We start from the raw sequence: 20,279 nt of genomic DNA, 5'->3' as shown, positions 1-20,279 counted from the left end.
CTAATCCTCCTCTACATTATATTCTTTATATAGTTCAAAGAACGCATCTTCTAAATCTGTTGTATTTGTCTTAGTAAGAATGTCTTTTAATGTACCTTCAATTACTTTCTTACCCTTGATAATGATACCAATGTTATCACATAATTTTTCTGCATCCGATAAGATATGTGTTGAGATAATTACTAGTTTCCCTTCATCACGCAATACTTTTAGATAATCTGTAACACTTCTTGCTGTTACAATATCAAGACCATTTGTTGGTTCATCAAAGATTACTACTTTAGGATCATGTACTAAACTTACCGCAATTGCTGCCTTTTGTTTCATACCAGTTGATAATTCTTCTATCTTCTTATCTTGGAAATCTGTAATTCCAAAATAATCGAATAATTTTTCTCTTCTCTCATTAATCTTTGCATCACTCATTCCATGCAAATGTCCAAAGAATGTGAACATATATTTCGATGAAAAATGTGGATCTAGTTTAATTTCATTTGTTAAAAATGCGATATTATCTCTAACCTTCTCGCCTTGTTTTACAGTATCAAAACCACATACTTTGATATCACCTTCTGTTGGTTTTAATAAAGTAGCAACACAACGAAGTGTTGTTGTTTTACCTGCACCGTTTGGTCCAAGTAAACCGTAGATTTGTCCTGGCTGTGCAGTTAAAGAAATGCTGTCTGCTGCCTTTTTCATATTCTTCTTTGTTTTTTGTTCTTGCATTTGCTTCTTTGATAGCTTATAGATTTTGGTTAAATTATTAATTTCAATCATTATAAATCCTCCTCTTTACTCATTACTTCTATTGCATTCTGTGTCAATTGCTTTAATCTTTGAATCTCACCTTGCAGAATCTCCCTACCTAAGTCAGTCAATTCATATAATTTACGCCTATCTTCATTCTCCACACCTGAATATTCAACAATATATTCTTTCTTTAACAAGTTGGTAAATGCACCATACATGGTACCTGCGCCTATCTTGACACGACCACCTGTTAGTGTAGCTGTTTCTTGCATTATGGCATAACCATGGTTCGGTCCGTTAAAGAGGCAAAGTAATATATAAAAATAACTTTCTGTTAATGGCTCATTACTTTTAGCCATATGATTCCTCCCTTCATCACCATATTCCAAGGTATATAAATAATTTATCCGAGCTTACTATATTATCACTCGATATATCTTTTGTCGTTATATCGTCACTCGATACATTGATGATAGCATCTTTTCTATTTCATGTCAATAGTGAATTGTTATATTTTACAATTATCCATAATACGAGGGTCAAAAGGTCACAGCAACAGAATCCAGCCCATTTAAAATTCGCCTTTGGCGAAGGGGCTGGATTCTTAGCTATTCTACGTTATTAGGTACTATTCTCTTAATTAATTTTAATACCATCTTGCGTACAGATATCTATAATGGCTACCATCTCGTGGCACAATTGAATTTTCATTAACGATTTCTATTGTTCCATTATCACTCGTTCTGTACCAATACATAAATGTGTATCCTGCACGATAAGGAGTCGGTAAAGAACCATACTTCTCATCAAGAAGAACTTGCTTACTACTATATGCTACAGTTCCTCCATTTGTAACAAACGTTACTGTAAAATAATTAGCATTCCATCTAGCATATAATACTTGATTTTTATCTATTGTTACTGTTGTATCCTTCGTAATAAGATACCCTCCTGTTATATCCGTATACCAGCCCGCAAAACTATATCCCGTCTTCGATGGTGTTGGTAGTTCTCCATATTTCTCATAGTATGTAACCACCGTGCTACTAGTGTAACAACTTCCACCGTTTGCATTAAAGGTTACATTATACTTTTTCCCATTCCATCTTGCATATAAAGTCTGGTTTCCCGTAATTTCCACCTGCGTTAATGATGTTACCCTTGTACCACCAGTGGACTGCGTATACCAGCCCTCAAACTCATATCGATCACGTGTTGGAACTGGTAACGTTCCATAAGACTCCTTATACGTAACTGTCTTGGAATTACTTCCACTAATCGTACCTCCATTAGCGTTAAAATATACCGTATACGTGGAAGGTTTCCAGTGTGCATATAATGTTCGTTCACCAGCTACATCGACAATGCTTGTATTGGTTATTTCTTTTCCACCATACTCCTGTGTGAACCAACCAACAAAATCATATCCTAGCTTTCTAGGTACATTTAATGTACCGTATTGTTTCTCAAAATAATATCTGCCATCGTATCGGCTATAATTATTATAGCTTCCACCAGTACAGTCAAATGTTGTTGTGTAGAGCAGTGGTGACCATGTAGCATAAAGCGTATGATTTTTTGCTGTAGACACTATCGTCGTCTCAAGTACATTTCCTTTTCCTGGTTCTCGATTAACCCAACATGAAAATACATAGCCTGTCCTTGTTGGAACCGGCAATTTCCCATATGCGCTGCCGTATGTAACTTCCCTTTTCTCTGGTAAGAAGTCACCGCCTTCTGTATCAAACGATATGGTATACGTATTTCCCTTCCATTCTGCATACAGATAATGTGTAGTAGCTATCGTCACTTCACTTTCAGGTGTAATCACCACACCATTAGGAGCTGTGGCTCGCCATGTTACAAAAGAATACCCTTCTCGATTTGCTATTGGTAAATCACCATATGTTCCTGTGTATAGCACTTCCTTCTCGCTAATCGGAACAGTTCCTCCGTAGCCATAAAAAAGAACTTTAATCTTTGCTGGTTTCCAATGCGCATATATTGTCCGTTCTTCTGTATCACGTAAAATTGTATCAACCGTTATCTGCTCGCCCCCCTCTTTCTCAGTATACCAGCCAAGAAATTCGTATCCTGCTTTTGTAGGTGTTGGCAAATTACGATATGGAGTACCATAATCGGGAGCAGTATAGTAAAGATTTGTGCTGTTATACTCTGTCTTCGCCACTACAATTTTCCCACCGACTGGATCAAGCAGTCTTCTACATCGTATAGCACTCCAACGTGCATACAAGGTATGGTCACTTGCTAACGTTACTTTTGTAGTTGACCCTACGGGAGTTCCTGTCTCCGAACCCAAGCACCACCACGAAAAAGTATAACCTTCTCTTACTGGCACTGGTAGTACTCCATATGTTTCACTATAAGTAACCGTTTTCTTCTCGTTAATCTCTCCTCCACCATTCGCATTGAAACTTACTTCAGATTTTTCGCCTTCCCACATTCCATATATATAATGTGCACCAGTTACTGTTACCTGAGAGGTAGCATCAATCATAGATTCCTTCGAATTATGACTTGACCACCCCAAAAATACATAGTTTTCTTTCGTAGGGACTGGTAATTCACCATATTCGCCAAGATACGTTACATTCTTACTCTTTAGATCAATCGGATTACCATTTGTACTAAAATATATTGGGAATTCATTGCATTTCCAATGTGCATACAATTTTAGTTCCTCTGTTATCTTCACAATAGTAGCAGGCGTTACTAACTCACCGCCCTCTTTCTCGGTATACCAACCAAGAAATTCACATCCAGCTCTCGAAGGGGTGTACAAACTCATGTATGTGCTATCATACGTAGCATTAAACCAGTAAGGATTATTGTCGTTATATTCTACTTTTGATAAAACAATTTTGCCACCATTCGGGTATAATAATGTCTTATAGTTGTTTGGCGACCAATAGGCATATAGAGTATGATCCTCTGCCGTAACTACCCTCGTAGATGCATTTATATTCGAACCTCCTGTTGGTTTATAGCTCCAGTAAGCAAATCGATATCCTTCCCGTTCTGCAACAGGTAGCACTCCGTATGCATCATAGTAAACAACACTTTTCTTCTCGTCAATCTCTTTTCCACCATTGGCATCAAAGCTTACTTCCAACGTCTTGCCTTTCCACATACCATATAAGGTATGCCCTCCTGCAATTGTCACTTGCGATGTTGCATCAACCATCGTTCCATTTACATTCGCAGTTGACCACCCGACAAAATCATAGTTTGCCTTTGTCGGTACTGGCAGTTCGCCATATTCGCCCATGTAGGTTACTTTCTTGTTCTTCACATCCATAACATCGCCATTTGTTACAAATGTTATCTGATACTCGTTGTATTTCCAATGTGCATATAGTCTTTGTTCCTCTGCTACATCTACAATAGAGTTAACCGTTATTAACTCGCCGCCTTCTTTTTCGGTATACCAGCCAGTAAATTCACAACCTGCCTTTGTAGGGGTTGGCAGAGTTCTATAAGGATTATCATAGAAAAAATTAACAGCGTAAAGATTACTATCGTTATATTCTGTTTTTGATACAACAATCTTTCCACCATTTGGGACAAATATTGTCTTATACGCATTTGTATTCCAACGAGCATATAATGTATGATCGCTTGTCAAACTTACTTTCGTTGTTGAAGCTACGCTTGTTCCTGTTGGAGTATAGCTCCAATACGCAAACGTATATCCTTCTCTTACTGCAACTGGCAGTTCGCCATATGCCTCAGTATAAAAAACAGTTTTCTTCTCATCAATCACTTCTCCGCCATTGGCATCAAAGCTTACCTCCAATGTCTTACCTTTCCATATACCATACAAGGTATGTGCTCCTGCTATTGCTACCTGTGATGTTGAATCAACCATCGTTCCATTTACATTCGCAGTTGACCAGCCTACAAAATCATAGTTTGCCTTTGTCGGTACTGGCAATTCGCCATATTCGCTCATATAGGTTACTTTCTTATTCTTCACATCTATAGCATTACCATTTGTTACAAATGTTACTTGATACTCTGCATATTTCCAATGTGCATAAAACGTCTGATTATGCCTTACTTTGAGAATATCACTTCCTGTAATTAATGTTCCGCCCGTCTCTTCCGTGTACCAGCCTTGGAACACACAGCCTGCTTTTTGAGGAGTTGGCATCCAACCATATGCACTCTCATAAGGGAAATCAATATCCTGTTCGTAGATTTCTTTTGTCCCTTTTATTGATCCACCAGCAAAGTCAAAATGTACCGTATACTTGTTAGGTTCCCAATTGGCATATAAATAATGGTTTCCTAATACTGTCACTACTGAACCAGGCATAATCCTCGTTCCACCTGCACTTCCCGTATACCAGCCTTTGAATGTGTAACCTTCTCTAGTAGGTGTTGGCATTTCTAGATACTTATCACCTTTATACAAGAAAAAAGTATATTCATCTAGCTCTCCACCATTTGAATCCAACATAACTCGATATCTTCTAGTAGACCATTGTGCATATAATGTCTGGGGCTCTTCTTCCTTAACAATACTTTCTGCCGTTATCTTAAGTCCGCCATCTATTCCGCTATACCAACCAAGAAACTCTGCGTTTGCCCATGTTGGCACTGGAAGTTCTCCATACTTCTTGCCATATGTTACTTCCTTACTTTTATTTTCTACACTTCCACCATTCGGGTTAAATGTAATCGTTAAGGTTTTACTTTTCCAACGTGCATATAGAGTAAAGGAATCATCTTTTTTCGCAATTGTATCCTCTAAGATTTGATTGCCTCCCTCTTCCTTGTCAAACCAACCTACAAATTCATAACCCTTCTTTGTCGGTAGCGGTAATTCACCATATTCCTCATCCTCACAAACAGAATACTCTTGTTCCTCCAGCTCATCGCCATCTGTTACAAATGTAAGTTTATGCTCTTTTGAGTATTCATACACAGTATCAAATGTAACCTCTTTTTCTATATCACCTTTCGTAAATCTCAGTATAATCTCAAAATCACCTGGTTCACTTGATGTAAAACTCCAAATTCCGTCCTTAATTGTTCCACAATTCACTTCTACGCTGCAATCATCGCCATCAATGATACTACTGATATCCAACGTTGCTGTATCACCTACATTTAGAAACATAGTTTGTGGGTCATTCTTTATACGAATGCCATCTTTAACACCTGTAACCTCGATATCTAATGCTTTCTCAGAATAAAATTGCCATCTACTTATAACACATACTACAAATTCATAATTATCATTATAGTAATCAGTAGGATTAAAATCTAACGTGAAGCAATCACCTGCAGGCGTAAAATCATAGATTGTATCATTACATACTGCATACACTTTATAATCTGCTGCATTCTTATCGGTAAGTTTCACCTCAACAGTAGAACGCTTATTAACTACTGGTTCTTCTTTTCCGTCAAATGTCACACTTTCTATCTCTGGTTGATGTTTCTCTTGATCATACTCTTCCTCTGGTATCGAGTGTAATACAAACTCTTTCACCACTGTTTTCCCTGTTTCCGACTCTGATGTTATTCTTACGGTATTATCTCCATCCTTCAGTTCCGCATAACATCCAAAGCCAAATGTATCATCGCAACTGCCACATCCCACATCATAAGGTACTTCTTCCCCATTGACTAGAATCTCAACCCTGTCTGCATTCGTGATTCGTCCATCTAACATTGCTTCTTGGGAATAGATATAGTATTCACAATCATCACTCATCTCTATCTCTGGCTCTCGTGAATTTACAACCATTTCGCTTGTTCTTGTAAAGCTTCTTGTTCCATCGGATGCTACGGAGTACAATTCCAGATTATAATGACCGTCTTCTAAGTTGTTAAATGTATATAAGAAGTCTCCAGTCTCATTAATTCCATCTTTGATTGTATCCTCGATTAGAACTTCTCCTTGGTTGTCCTGTAGTTCAATATGTACTTCTGCCGGTTTTGCATAAGCATAGGTATCTGCATTTGCATTTATTGTAATAGCACTTCCAGATACTGCAACGGAAGCATTTACCGTAACAGCAGTTCCATCTTGTAGCATTGTCAATGCTTCTTCATTGTTAATGATTGGAGCTGACAACTTCGTATACACACCCAATTGATAGTCGCCTTCTGTTCCTTTGTTTCTTATTGTATATGTCCACGTTCCAGCAGTTGGATAGAATATTGTCAGACCCCTTGTTCCAAGGTTTAAGACATTTTGACGACTTTGATTTTTGTCTATTACTGCATCGCCCATTGCTCCGTATAATTCTTCTTCAAGCAACTCGTCTTCTGCTATTTCATTTGCGATATCTTCATCTGTCACTTCATAATTCGTGTATATATTGCCCTCTGGATCTGTCAGTGCTATCTCATAATCACCTAATGTATCATTAAGTAGTAACGAAAAATCTGTTCCATCTGCAATCGTTAACTCTCGAAGCTCTGATGTTTCCTCGTCTCCTAATGTTCCGCACTTACTATCTTGATAAACTAACTCATATAGATTGGCTAGTTCTTCTATAATTGTGGCTTCTGTGTCTACTTCATCTATTAGGGAATCAGGATCTTCTAATGATTCTAAATCCTCAAATGATTCTAAGTCTATGCGATTTGTAGAGAGTGCAGTTATTAGGGGTTCGTCTGTTGTAGTTTCGTCGCCTTCGTAGTAGTAGTCGCAGTAGGATACGGTGTAGGGTTGGGTGAATGCACCGATTGTTGATTTACTAGTATTATTTGATTTTATATCAGATTTTAACATTCCTAGTAAAACATCATTTCCTGCATAATCATATGCCTTAATTGCTATGCAATTACGTCCTATTTGAAGTTTATTATCTGAAATTGTGTAAGAAACATTATCAGGTGGATTATTCTTTGTATACTCTTTTTTACCATTAATATATATTTCCACTTTAGAAACTTTTACATTGTCATAGAGTCTAATATTTAATTGTTTATTTGAAAGCGCGTTTATTATTTGGGGGGGTTCATTGTCAAATTCCATATGATTTTCTTTAAATACCCTCCAAAAATCATATGCTCGTTCACTGTTTTTTTGAACATGCATTTCTATATATTTATTGTAGAAGTCTTCTATAGTACAATCAAAAATTCCATTCTCCAAATCAGCCTCCATTACTACATCTCGATTGCATAAAAAAACTTGTTCTGCTTTATCATTGAGTTTGTCCCATGATTCATTTGAACTATATTTATCTGTAATATCCCAAAATGATGCTGCTACATAGAGTTCATTTAGTTTTCCATCCTTACCTTGATAATTAATCCCAGGATTTTCAATCGAATATGTAATATTTTTCCCATTAGCATTGCCACCAGCCATATATCTAGGCGAATTGATAGCCATTTGTCCAAAATATGTAGCCAATCCTTCTGAATAAGCTAATCGAACATCTAAATCTTTTTCATGGGAATGTTTTCCTCCTTTTAGATTTCCTTCACGAAAACCATTATATATCCAATGCCCGTACTCATGACAAATTACAGAATCACTAAACTCCCTTTGATTTCCTCCATTTATAAATATGAATTCATTTCCGCCTCTTGTCCCATTATAGGAGTTACTTCCTTGCCCACATAACCACTGAATCGTAGCCTTTGGTGTCTTGGAAACAATTAAACCACAAGCCTCTTTCATATAAGCTCTTGCATTATTAACGACTCTTGCTATATTAATTGCCCCTGCATCATTGCCTGTAATCGTATAATCCATTGTAATATTGCTTTGTTTAGCAAGGTCAACTATAACTTCCTTATTTTTGTATTTATATTCTCCACACCATTTTCCACTCTTATAGGCTGAATATACTGTACATGCCTCATTATCAGCCTCTACTTCTAACCATACCTTTTTTATCCCTGATTGTGATGGCAGTGACACTTTGTAGTTACCTAAGTTATCTGTCATGATATCCTCATGTTTTTTTACTCCGTTATCATCTAGATAATATATAGTCGCTGGATAATTTTCTAACTCCTGTTCTATTAGCTTTGTACCCTGACTATAAAAACTCTTTATTTCTACTTTTATTTTCCCCTTTACAACTAATTTATTACCACCTTTACCTTGCACAGTAATAAAAGCAGGATTTAGTATTTGTACTAATAAGCATATTATTATCAAAAAAACTATTTTTTCTTTTTTTATCTTCATTACTATCTCCTTTATTTATTTATATTTAATATATGTATCCTTGCATTTCATCTGTTGATTCTAAATCAATAAAATATCCTTCAACTTCCCTATTTGTAATATAGTGCCTCTCATTTTTCCCATTTTTTTTCCAACTTATATAAACCAAAATAGTAACTCGTCCTCTTTTATAGATAATATAATTTGAATCCACATCTTCACAACTATAACCATGTTCAGTCAGCAACTTATCCGCTTTCTCCATACTATCCCCTACCTTAAATCCAAATAAGGAGGTTTTAGGCATATCTGTAAAATAATATGCAAATTTATATGTTGAAGAATCCTCGTCTAAACAGCTAAAAAATCCATATTTCTGACCATTTAACTCAACCCAGATAACACCTTCTTCGACATCTTCAATATGCTCCTCATCAATATCGTATTCCGATATGGGCGTATTAAATTTAAATGGTAAATCAATATTATTATTCAAATCATCTATTTCATTTGGCAATTTATAATGCGACCGCACAAATGTATATAGCGTAGCTATTACTAACAACACTACTGCTATTACTCCTATTGATATTTTAAACTTCTTTCTCCGTTTTTTAATTACCTCTTCCCTCTCATCTACTTCCAAATTATTCTCTGTCAATTCTTATTCCTCCCTGTTATACATAACACTCTTTTATCCACCCGTTTTTCTATGTGTTATTTGCAATTTTTTTAATGTAGTATATCTACATTTTTAGTTCCACCTCATGCCTCCCCTTCTTTATTATTTTGCATAGATTTTAAACTCACTTGCTTATATATAACTCCATTTTTCTTTTTTATTTCCCCTATACTAACATATTTTATCTTTTCAGTATATAATTGTCAATAAAACAACTTGATTTTTCAATATATATACATTATTTTATACAATTTTCTTGCATTTCAATTAGTATGCTATCCTTTAATAGTATACCCACGGTCAATCCACTTCTTATCAATATTGTCTTCAGACTATTTATAATACCCTATATGTTTCTTATCTGTGCTTTCTAATTTAATCATATAATTAACTATGACTCCATCTTTAAAATAATCATTACTACTACCGTCTCCGTGCTTCACTGTAATTAATACAACAATTCCTCCGTTCCTATATTCATAATAGCATGTATCTTTATCACGAGATATGTATCCATGCTTTCTGAGCAACTTATTTGCTTCATTTAGCGAATCTCCTACCTTAAATCCAAACAAAGATACTTTTGTGTTCTTTGTATAGTAAGATGTAAGTTTATAAGAAGATGACATATCTGGATATCCCGAAAATCTATACGAATCTCCATTATATGTCTCAACATAAACACCATACTCATACTCATCTTCAATCTTTTTCTCAACAATATCGCATTCACTCATTGGTGTAGTAAATTTATATGGTAAATCAATATTATTATTTAAATCTTCTATTGCAGATGGCGTTTTAATAGACCATACCACTACATATACCATTGTCAACACCATCAATAATATAAACATTAATCTTATGCTTTTTTTCTTTTTTTGTGTATTGCATGCTTTCTTTTCTATTCCAGACTTATTCTCTGTCAATTCTTATTCCTCCCTCGTTATACATAGCACTCTTTTAGCAACCCGTTTTTCTATATATCTATTTATAATATCCTTTATGATATTTATCTGTACGTTCTAGTTGTATAATATACCCCTGCACCACCCCATTCCTAATATATCCACTCTTATTGTTACTTTCTTTTGTTTGTTGCATATCAACCCTGATATCTACTTGTCCTCTCTTATACCTTGCACAATCCCAATCTATCTCCCAGCATCTGTAACCATGCTCCCTAAGTTGCTTATCCGCTTTCTCCATGCTATCCCCTACTTCAAAACCAAACAATGCCTTTTTTGAATCACTTGTAGAATAGTATGCAAACTTAAATGATGAAGAATAGTCTGGATATCCATAAAAACCATACCTCTCTCTCTTTTGTGTTTCAACATAAATAGCATGTTCATCACCAAGATCAATCCACTTCTTATCAATATCATATTCCGCCATTAATGCAGTAAATTTATATGGCAAATCAATATTATTATTTAAATCTTCTATTGCTGATGGTGTTTTAATAGACCATACCACTACATATACCATTGTCAACACCATCAATAATATAAACATTAATCTTATGCTTTGTTTCTTTTTTTGTGTATTGCCTACTTTCTTTTCTATTCCAGACTTATTCTCTGTCAATTCTTATTCCTCCCATTATACATAACACGCTTTTATCCAACTGTTATTCTATGTGTTACTTGTAATATTTTTCATTATTCTATTTATAACCTTTATGATATTAATCCGTTTCTTTAACTCAACAGTATACCCTGATACTACCCCATTCCTAATATATTCTCTTTTATTGTAACAATCTTGTGTTTTCTGCATATAAATCCGAATTGTAACTTGTCTTCTTTGATATACTGCACAATCCCGATTAATCTCTTTACATTTATATCCATGTTTTCCAAGTTGCTTATCTGCCTTTTTCATACTATCACCGACTTTAAACCTAAAAAGAGATCTTTTAGGAACACTTGTAGAGTAATATGAAAATTTAAATGTTGAAGCATCATTTGGATATCCATAAAATCCATATGTATCATTCTCACCTATTTTAACGTAAAAAGATTCTTCATCGCAAAGATCCAACCACGCTATATCAATAGTATAGTTTATCATCGGTGTTCCAAAATTATATAGAATCTCGCTATTCTTATTTAAATCATCTATTACATTGGGTAGTATAAACTTTGGCCATGCAGCATATAATATTATCCTCCCTAATTTCCTAACCTTATATACATTAGACGACACCGCAAAGAAAAAAATTCCAATTTTTCATTCTATTTCAACTAATTTATCCCTCATCTTCTCTCATTCTCCCTGTTTACCATATTTTATCTTTCCAGTATATAACTGTCAATCATCCATTTGTACTGGTTTATCGTACATTTATTAACAAAAAAAAGGATAGATATCGTGATTTTATTTATCACAATACCTATCCTTTTCTTCTACAAGGTCACCTATTTCCAACCTTCCTCATAATACACTTCATAACTCTTATATGCCTCTTCCCAATCCACATACCTTTCATCTTCCCTATGGTCAGCATATTCATATAATTCATCAATATAACTTGCTAAATATTTTGTTACCTTACGTGCTCCTTTTGAATTCATATGAATGTCGTTATAAAAATCTTTGTTATAATTGATTTTTAATTCCTCATAGGCTTCCTTTGTATTCATATTCAGTGTATCGCAACCCATTTCCTTCACAAAATCAAAAGCGGCATTAATCTCATACTGCTCCATAATTGTTAAATAGGACGGTACAGACATGAACAATAGCTCTATATCATTCTCTTCACAATAATCAATAATGTTCGTAAGAATCTCTTTCTGCAATTCACTCAATACTCCTGATGTTGTCGTTAAGATTGGTTTCACCTGCTTCTTAGATTTAAAAGCACCTCTTGTATTGACACCTTTCATAACGTCTTCCTCTTTTAGGATATCACTTAATTGTATATCTCTTCTCTCGTGATATTTAAAGAATGGAACATAGTAATCCCATATACTTTTATTTCGAAGCTTGTCTTCTTTTCCACCCAGATTTTTTGAGTACTCAAAAGCATATTGGATTGCGTCTACCTTATTCGCAGATAATTTCATAGTATCAACAACTCTGCGAAGGCTACTATCTTTCATATTCATACTATTACTTCGAATACCATGTAAATCAACTACCACCAATTGTATATCCTGACTCTTTTTTGCCTCCTCAATTATGTAGGTCGTAAGAGCAATTGGCTGACTATCTGAAGATAATGGGTACATTGTTAATCCTGTTTGATTATATGCTAATGGTGCTGCCCATGCACGGTCTACTACACTTGTACCTATTAAAATAGCATCCCATGTATTCTCCTCTTCAGTGTACATTGTCTGATATCGTAATTTATTAATCGCATACTCCTCTGGTATACTGTAAATCTTGTTTACTATATAAAGTACAGTAGAAAGAAGAATTAGAAATCCTATCGCTTTAACTATCTGTTTCTTTGTCATATTTCCTCCTAAAACTGCTCATATATAAATCCCTCTCCAGAATTTCCAGGCCCATACATTCCATATAATGCAACAAGAAGGATTGCTCCGATGTAGATAGTCCAACGAAAGACAATATTCTTGCTTGCAATGCTATCTCTTATACGGATTTCTTTTTCCTGTAGAATTCCTACGATTAATAAAATACAAAGCATTACAATAAGCATAATCACATCTTCTCTCACGATACCAAGTTCTGTTAGAGACAATGTTTGCGATGGCATATTAAAATGTAATACGGTAGCTAACATCATCTTAATAGCAATTTTAAATGATTTTGCCCTTGAAAAGAAACGTCCCATACTACAGATTGCAAATGTTCGAACCATCCGAAACAAACGCCAACCTTTACTTTCCCTATCTATGTGTAATCGTGCTGCAACGCTCTCATATATAGGTTCTAGTAAGATACTGCTTACGATAATTGCACCATTATATAATCCATATCCGATATATTTCCATTGTGGGCCATGCCATATTCCTACTAATATAAATACAAGAAACATCGCAAGAAAAGTCGGTAGCTTTTTGCCTATATAATTGCCAAATATATTCCTTGCCTTCTTACCAAGGCGACCACTCGCTTTTGACAATGACACGGGATAGAATATATATTCTCGCATAAATGCACCCAATGTAATATGCCATCTTCTCCAAAATTCCTCCAAAGAACATGAAAAATAAGGTCGTCTAAAGTTAAGCGTCAACTCAATTCCAAGTACTTGCGATACTCCTCTTGCAATATCCATACCACCAGAGAAATCACAATACAGTTGCATACCAAACGCCGCAACTCCAAAGAATAGATATGCTCCAGAATAAACTGTCCAATGTTTGAATATCTCATCAACAATAATTCCAATTCGATCAGCAATTACAAGCTTCTTAATAAATCCCCATATAATTAACTGTATCCCTTTTGTCATACGGTCATAATCTATACTATGGCTTTCATATAACTGGTGCGCAAGCTGGTTATGTCTGCTAATTGGCCCTTGAATAATCTGTGGAAAATACGATAAAAACAATGCATACTGAAAAAAGTTTTTATCTGCTTCTATCTGTTCTTTATACACATCAACAACATAACCAATCGCTTGTAATGTATAGAAAGAGATTCCTAGTGGAACAAACAGATTAAGACGATATACTTTTAAGGTTGGCCATAGTAATTTAAGAACAGAAACAGAATTTAATAATATGAAATTTCCATATTTTAATACAATTAATATTAGTAAATTAAATACTACCGCTATCAAAACTGTTTTTTGCTTTCTCTTCTTAATCGTATCCTTATACTCTTTTCGTTCTTCTTTACTTAATGTAGATTTGTTTTCCTTTATATATGCCTTTCCCTCTATCGCAATTCGTTCAAGATAACGAGCTAATACGTAGGTTGACATGGTTGTCAAAAGAAGAAATACAATATATCGAAAGTCCGAGAAACTGTAAAAACAATAACTAGCTATTAATAGCACTTTCCACTGCCATCTTTTCGGAACGATAAAATATAGTAAGAATACTACCGTAATAAATATTACAAATGCTGCGGAAACGATACTCATTCTTCTTCGTCCCTTAATCTCTCAATTAGCACAACCATACTTGTAATAGAATCGAAATTCTCTGGAACTAATTCCTTCACTCCAATTTCTATTTCAAACACATCATTTAATTCACTAATTAATGTTACAATATCAAACGAATCTAACACACCATCTGTAACAAGTTTCGCATCCACTGAAAAATCTACGTCTGGTCTTATCCCTGTTACTATTTCTAATACCTGTTCTCTCATATTCATCTTTCTCCTCTATTTAAACATATTTTTAATACCCTACTACTTACATTTTATTTCTATCCTATATCCTTCTTTATTAATTAAAAGAGCATTTTCAACAAGCCTGCAATACGAACCCTCTTCTTGACTTTGCCTGATTTTATAAGACTTCACTATATAAGTATTCCCCTCTAATCGAAAGAACACATCGCCCAAAGTCTTCATAATTCCGTAATCCATCGCGCTCAAGAAGGCACTCTGCTTTTGAATGTCCCATTCCAGATTTAATTCTCCGTTATTCGGAACGTCCTTACTTAGATGCAGATAATCTTGCCCTTGCTCATATTCCATAGGTTCTATTCTACCTGCAAGCCACTCCTCTATATGTTCCTCAAGTGCAGATACCGCCAACGTATTCTGTAGCTGAAATAATTTAATTGAGGTCACATTATCCACAATCTCTATCTCTTTCTTGCAAAGTACTCCACCTGTATCCACACCCTCATCAACAATACACCATGATATCCCTGCGTACTTCTCTTGATAATAGATTGCCCAAGCCGTCGCATTACGTCCTCTATGCCCTGGGAGCAATGCATGATGAAGGTTTATAATCGTTAGATTCTTATTATCCACAACTTCCTTCGTAAATATATATGGTGACATAATGCTAAATACCAACGTTCTCGATTTCTGCTCTAGCAGAGTCTTCATAACACGCATTTTATCTGCCTTAGTATGAATAACTTGGTATTCTTCACATAGCTTTATTATTCTTTGCCCACGATCTGCATCAATATCTAACAGTGTAATTTGTCTATCATAGCTCTTACGAATTACCCTAATACAATGTTCCATCAGCGTACTGCCACCAACCAATATTACATTATCATATCCAATATATTCTTCTGTTCCTATACTCATTTTACAAGATATCTTTCCTTCAATTCATTTCTGTCAATCTTCCCGTTTTTGTTTATCGGAAATGTATCAACTTGAATAAATTTATTGGGAAACATATATTTCGGCAGTTGTTTCCCAAGTGACTGTAAAATCTCCTGTTCACATTTCTTATTTGCTTGGTAGCATAACACGATTTTTTCTTTTGCTTGATTATATAAGCAACAACATGCATCAATCACAGGTACAGCACTAACTAGATTTTCAATTTCACCAAGCTCAATTCTATGTCCCATATGCTTAATCTGATAATCTTTTCTTGAAACATAATAGGCAAGCCCCTCTTCATCCATATAACCAATATCCCCAGTTCGATATATCTTCTCTGGATAATATGGATTCAATGGATTTTGGCAAAAGGCTTCTTCTGTTCTCTCTGGATTATTGTAATATCCCAATGCAAGAGAAGTCCCTCTAACGCAGATTTCGCCAAGTTCACCTGATTGTGCCAACGCATTTTCTTCATTTAAGATAAATACATCCGTATTTTTAAATGGTTTTCCTATCGGAAGCTTGTCCTCATCTTTGTAATCTCTATCTACCTTATAGAATGTACAGTTACAAGTGATTTCTGTTGGTCCATATAGATTAATATACGCTACATCAGGAAGATATCTACGCCAATAATTAAGTACTCGATTTGGCATTACTTCTCCCGAAAACATCACCGTGTGAAGGTACTCAGGAAGCATCTCTCCAAATATTTTAAAGTTCTCTATTATTCTCAAAGCCGATACTGCCCATATAATTGTATTTACCTTGCATTCATTCAGATAAGGTATCAGATTTGCCGGAGATACAAACAATATCTTTGGTACGATATGCATTGTTGCACCATTTTTCAAAGTAGAATAGATATCCTTAACCGAAACATCGAAATCAAAAGGTGCTTGATTAGCTAATACCGTCTCCTCATTTAGATGAAATTCCTCTTTAAAATTATCAATCAAATCGATAACCGAACGATGGCTAACTAAAACACCTTTCGGGTCACCTGTTGAACCAGATGTAAATATTGCATAGAGTGGGTCTGTATCAATTACTTGATTCCGAATTATCTCTAAATCATATTCCACATTTTCTTCCTGCAATAACTCATTTATTGTATAGGTACATTTTTTATATTCAGGAAAGCTCAAACTTTCCTTATCCATTGTAATAATCGCCATTGGTTTCAAGTTATCTATGATTTTGGTGATTCGCTCTACTGGAAGTGTTCTATCAATTGGCACATAGAAACATCCTGTATAAACAACACCTAACATAGCCACAATACTATCTACATTACGATCAATCAATACAACAACTGGTTGATTTTTCTTCGAAACACCTGCTTGCCTTAGAAGCCCTTTTGCAATCGCTTGTGTTTTAGAATATAGCTTCCGAAAACTAATTGATGTATTCACATCACTAAATGCTATCTTCTCAGGCCATTTTTCTACCGCTGCCTCAAGATACTCTAGTACATTCCTTTGCATTATCTTCCTCCTTCGTCTGCATTTTCATCTCTTTATTAAATCGTTCTGTAATCTTATTATCTACTGTTTTTCCAGTTACACTCTCTTTCTCTATTCTCCTTTGTGCCTCTTCCTTGCTGATTTCACCGGAACGCACCATATAAGCAAGCTCACCTGTCATAATTGGATATGCTTTTGCACCCATCTGCAACTGTTCTGCAACTGGATGCGCCCAACAATCTGCGTGTGCCACACCAGCTTTGGGTTTTACCCAACCAAGTCTTTCCTCTAAGAAATCCATAACCTCTTGTGGGTCATAATCATGATACATAAAGTACGATAATGCTCGAACTTCACCTTCTATCTTTGGTAAATCTCTGCATAACTTAGCCGTCTTCTCTGCGGATTTCTTAAACATCTGGTATTCATACTCTTCAAAACAACTTGTATATTCAAATGGCTCTAAAAGATGGGTAGAATCTGCAAATTGCAAAATCTGCCCTTTCGTTCTTCCATTTACAATAAGCGGTATGTTCTTCTCTGCTGCTATCTGATGGCTGTAATAATGTGTTAAATGAAAACACATCATACAGAAATTTTTGAACAACGATGTACACATTTGATTATATTTTCTTAACTTCTCCCTGTTCATGGCAAAGCTAATATGGTCTACATTCAATTTATCTAGTGCAATCTGAATATTCGTTCTTCCGTATTCCGTCGCAAAACCATTATCATATGTAAATGCTAACACACGCATATTATATCTATGTTTCAATTGATAGATAATATAAGTACTATCCTTTCCACCACTTAACCCAACTAAACAGTCATACTCTGCATTATTCTCTTTTGCTTTCGCCTTAGCTTGGTTAAGCTGTTCTACAAATCGTTCATGTAGAAAATCATTGTCATTCAAAACCTCCTTCTGTTTCTCATAAAACTTGCAATAATTACATTCATTGTCCTCATGAATTATAATTCCCTGAAAATTCTCTGGTAAACCACATTTCAAACATTTTCTCATATCTTCTTCCTTCGTTTGTCTCATTATTTGCAACTATTCAAGACATCGCCCCTCAAGTCACCATTATTTTCTATATTATATAGGTTTAATATGAAATTTAGGTGAAATAATGTCGACATTCTTAGGGCAAAAGATTCTATAGTACACGCTAACTATACCAAAAGAAAAACCTCCAAGTGTCTGTTTTCTAAACAGTCCACTCAGAGGTATATAAATATACATTATCTTATTTAATTTATTATTTCCCAATGTCCATGGAATCCTCGACCAATATATTTTATATTAACCATTTTTCTTCATCTTCCCCAACAATCTAACCAGTATCTTGACCGACATCTCGAATACTACTTCCATTCATAATTCAATTTTATCAATTGCAATATTTTTCAACAACGTAGATATGCAAAACTTCATAACCTTCCCCTGCTTATTCGCCGCTGTTTTCTAGCTAAAAAACGATAGCGAAGCACCTATAGAACATCTTAGTGTGTACATTAGTAAGCTAGGAAGGCGAGGCATGGACGCCGAGCCAGCACGAGCTAGGGTGTGTCTAAAAAATGCTTGTACTGGGCTGTGCACTCCACTTAGTGGGGTGGAAGTTCAAAATTCAGGAGGCGTAGCGGGCTACGTTGACTGAATTTTGAGCTTTCAGACCGCTGAGTGGAGGGTGCCGAACAGTACAATGATTTTTCAGACATGCCCGAGGGCAGGATGCCGAATTGAGTGCGGTTCCGCAACTTTTCGATATCTCCCCCGTACACACTTAGAAGTTCATAGGTGCGTAGCGTGTTTTGTGCTAGAAAACAGCAGCGAATAAGCCTCGAAAACGTCCAAGTTTTGCACCACAACGTTTTTCCCAAAATCTAAAATTGAATCCCATCCCAATTCTCTTGTGTTATTTTGATTTTATAATTTTCTAACCATTCTTTATACAACTTCTGGAATGCCTCATCTTGTCTTTGACTTATAATCTCTTCTTTCTTCTGAGCAGTTGCGTCTTCATTAAAAGGATTCACACAATACAAGATATAGAATCCTGTCTCATCTTCAATCACTTTACTAAGCTTACCTTCTTTTAGTGCAAATGCAGCATCAACATACTCATCACTCTTATCTCCGCTACCAATTGTATATTCAACTTGTGGGTCATCACTCTTACTCAAAGCAAATGTATAGAAATCCTCTTCCTTCTTAACCTTTTTAAGAAGATCCTTTGCCTTGCTGCGAGCAGCTTCCTTCTCTTCGTCAGATAACGCAATAACCTCTCCATTCTTATCCTTTGAAGAAGTAAGAACGGCTATTTGCCAAACAGTTACTTGCTTTGCTTCCTCATCCGAGATAGAAGTATCCACATCCATTGTTGCAACATCGAAGACTTTCTCTGCTAAATAATTATCCTTACAGATTCCAAATACCGTATCGTAATTAATACCATACTTCTCTTGATCTTCCGTTGTTATTCCTGCAATATATTTATTCGCGTAATTCTCAATTTCAATTAATTCGTCGTCTGTCAATACAATGTCACGATTCTTTGCTTCCAGATTCATAATCTTCAATTGTATGATTTGGTTGAGAATCTCTTCCTTTGCCATTTCACCGAATGTTGAACCTGTATCCAATTTGTAATCCCAAATTACATCTGTGAAGTTTGGCTCATATAGTTCCCTTAATAACAATACATACACCATAACTTCATTATAAGATACTTTAATATCTCCTACGGTTAATATAACAGCATCTGTTACTTTTTTATCATTTGCTTTATCAGAATCGTCATCCCCTGACTGCGAAACTGCTTCATTATTACTCGCATTCTTATCTTTTTTCCCCGAACACGCTACCAAGGTAAGCATAAGCAGTACGACTATTATTCCTATATATTTCGTTCTCTTGTTTTTCATCTTAATAACCATGCCTTTCTCGTAACCTGCAAACTTTGGCAGG

At 35.3% G+C, this 20,279-nt stretch carries 14 protein-coding genes; all 14 read right to left on the bottom strand.

The features are described 5' to 3' along the window. Window positions 1–777 (bottom strand): ABC transporter ATP-binding protein, encoded by a 777-nt coding sequence (locus RMR19_RS08390; protein ID WP_310603040.1) that lies wholly within the window; start codon window positions 775–777, stop codon window positions 1–3. Continuing rightward, on the bottom strand, window positions 777–1,109 hold the full coding sequence (locus RMR19_RS08385; protein WP_310603039.1) for a PadR family transcriptional regulator: 333 nt from the start codon (window positions 1,107–1,109) through the stop codon (window positions 777–779). Before RMR19_RS08385 ends, RMR19_RS08390 begins: the two co-directional genes overlap by 1 nt. A gap of 287 nt (window positions 1,110–1,396) precedes the next feature. Then, a complete protein-coding gene (locus tag RMR19_RS08380; protein ID WP_310603038.1) occupies window positions 1,397–8,938 on the bottom strand; it encodes an InlB B-repeat-containing protein in 7,542 nt (2,513 codons plus the stop codon). A 25-nt stretch (window positions 8,939–8,963) separates the two neighbouring features. Next, entirely contained in the window at window positions 8,964–9,578 is a 615-nt protein-coding gene (locus RMR19_RS08375; protein WP_310603037.1) for a hypothetical protein, read from the bottom strand. A gap of 353 nt (window positions 9,579–9,931) precedes the next feature. After that, window positions 9,932–10,528 carry a hypothetical protein gene (locus RMR19_RS08370; protein WP_310603036.1) on the bottom strand — a complete coding sequence of 199 codons (597 nt, stop codon included), beginning with the start codon at window positions 10,526–10,528 and terminating at the stop codon, window positions 9,932–9,934. A gap of 58 nt (window positions 10,529–10,586) precedes the next feature. Beyond that, a complete protein-coding gene (locus tag RMR19_RS08365; protein WP_310603035.1) occupies window positions 10,587–11,189 on the bottom strand; it encodes a hypothetical protein in 603 nt (200 codons plus the stop codon). 48 nt (window positions 11,190–11,237) lie between these two features. Continuing rightward, a complete protein-coding gene (locus RMR19_RS08360) occupies window positions 11,238–11,810 on the bottom strand; it encodes a hypothetical protein (RefSeq protein ID WP_310603034.1) in 573 nt (190 codons plus the stop codon). 212 nt (window positions 11,811–12,022) lie between these two features. Further along, the gene (locus RMR19_RS08355) at window positions 12,023–13,069 is read right to left on the bottom strand and encodes a hypothetical protein (protein WP_310603033.1); all 1,047 of its coding nucleotides are present in this window, start codon (window positions 13,067–13,069) and stop codon (window positions 12,023–12,025) included. A gap of 8 nt (window positions 13,070–13,077) precedes the next feature. Beyond that, window positions 13,078–14,673 carry an MBOAT family O-acyltransferase gene (locus RMR19_RS08350; RefSeq protein WP_310603032.1) on the bottom strand — a complete coding sequence of 532 codons (1,596 nt, stop codon included), beginning with the start codon at window positions 14,671–14,673 and terminating at the stop codon, window positions 13,078–13,080. Beyond that, window positions 14,670–14,906: an acyl carrier protein gene (locus tag RMR19_RS08345; RefSeq protein ID WP_310603031.1), complete on the bottom strand. Its 237-nt coding sequence runs from the start codon at window positions 14,904–14,906 to the stop codon at window positions 14,670–14,672. Before RMR19_RS08345 ends, RMR19_RS08350 begins: the two co-directional genes overlap by 4 nt. 42 nt (window positions 14,907–14,948) lie before the next feature. Continuing rightward, on the bottom strand, window positions 14,949–15,812 hold the full coding sequence (locus RMR19_RS08340; RefSeq protein ID WP_310603030.1) for a formyltransferase family protein: 864 nt from the start codon (window positions 15,810–15,812) through the stop codon (window positions 14,949–14,951). Beyond that, window positions 15,809–17,326 carry an amino acid adenylation domain-containing protein gene (locus tag RMR19_RS08335; RefSeq protein WP_310603029.1) on the bottom strand — a complete coding sequence of 506 codons (1,518 nt, stop codon included), beginning with the start codon at window positions 17,324–17,326 and terminating at the stop codon, window positions 15,809–15,811. Before RMR19_RS08335 ends, RMR19_RS08340 begins: the two co-directional genes overlap by 4 nt. Further along, window positions 17,298–18,356: a hypothetical protein gene (locus tag RMR19_RS08330; protein ID WP_310603028.1), complete on the bottom strand. Its 1,059-nt coding sequence runs from the start codon at window positions 18,354–18,356 to the stop codon at window positions 17,298–17,300. The genes RMR19_RS08335 and RMR19_RS08330 overlap by 29 nt, the downstream gene beginning before the upstream one ends. Window positions 18,357–19,195: 839 nt before the next feature. Continuing rightward, window positions 19,196–20,236 carry a peptidylprolyl isomerase gene (locus tag RMR19_RS08325; RefSeq protein ID WP_310603027.1) on the bottom strand — a complete coding sequence of 347 codons (1,041 nt, stop codon included), beginning with the start codon at window positions 20,234–20,236 and terminating at the stop codon, window positions 19,196–19,198. Window positions 20,237–20,279: the final 43 nt, after the last annotated feature.

The organism is Anaerosporobacter sp. (assembly GCF_031551385.1).
Classification (GTDB): Bacteria; Bacillota; Clostridia; order Lachnospirales; family Lachnospiraceae; genus Anaerosporobacter.
The sequence above is the reverse complement of the archived record's forward strand: the minus strand, read 5'-3'. Positions and strand labels throughout refer to the sequence as shown.

Bases quoted from the DNA above. Each gene is read 5' to 3' on its own strand.
- RMR19_RS08390 (WP_310603040.1), bottom strand. From the start codon at position 777: ATGATTGAAATTAATAATTTAACCAAAATCTATAAGCTATCAAAGAAG.
- RMR19_RS08385 (WP_310603039.1), bottom strand. From the start codon at position 1,109: ATGGCTAAAAGTAATGAGCCATTAACAGAAAGTTATTTTTATATATTA.
- RMR19_RS08380 (WP_310603038.1), bottom strand. From the start codon at position 8,938: ATGAAGATAAAAAAAGAAAAAATAGTTTTTTTGATAATAATATGCTTA.
- RMR19_RS08355 (WP_310603033.1), bottom strand. From the start codon at position 13,069: ATGACAAAGAAACAGATAGTTAAAGCGATAGGATTTCTAATTCTTCTT.
- RMR19_RS08350 (WP_310603032.1), bottom strand. From the start codon at position 14,673: ATGAGTATCGTTTCCGCAGCATTTGTAATATTTATTACGGTAGTATTC.
- RMR19_RS08345 (WP_310603031.1), bottom strand. From the start codon at position 14,906: ATGAGAGAACAGGTATTAGAAATAGTAACAGGGATAAGACCAGACGTA.
- RMR19_RS08340 (WP_310603030.1), bottom strand. From the start codon at position 15,812: ATGAGTATAGGAACAGAAGAATATATTGGATATGATAATGTAATATTG.
- RMR19_RS08335 (WP_310603029.1), bottom strand. From the start codon at position 17,326: ATGCAAAGGAATGTACTAGAGTATCTTGAGGCAGCGGTAGAAAAATGG.
- RMR19_RS08330 (WP_310603028.1), bottom strand. From the start codon at position 18,356: ATGAGACAAACGAAGGAAGAAGATATGAGAAAATGTTTGAAATGTGGT.
- RMR19_RS08325 (WP_310603027.1), bottom strand. From the start codon at position 20,236: ATGAAAAACAAGAGAACGAAATATATAGGAATAATAGTCGTACTGCTT.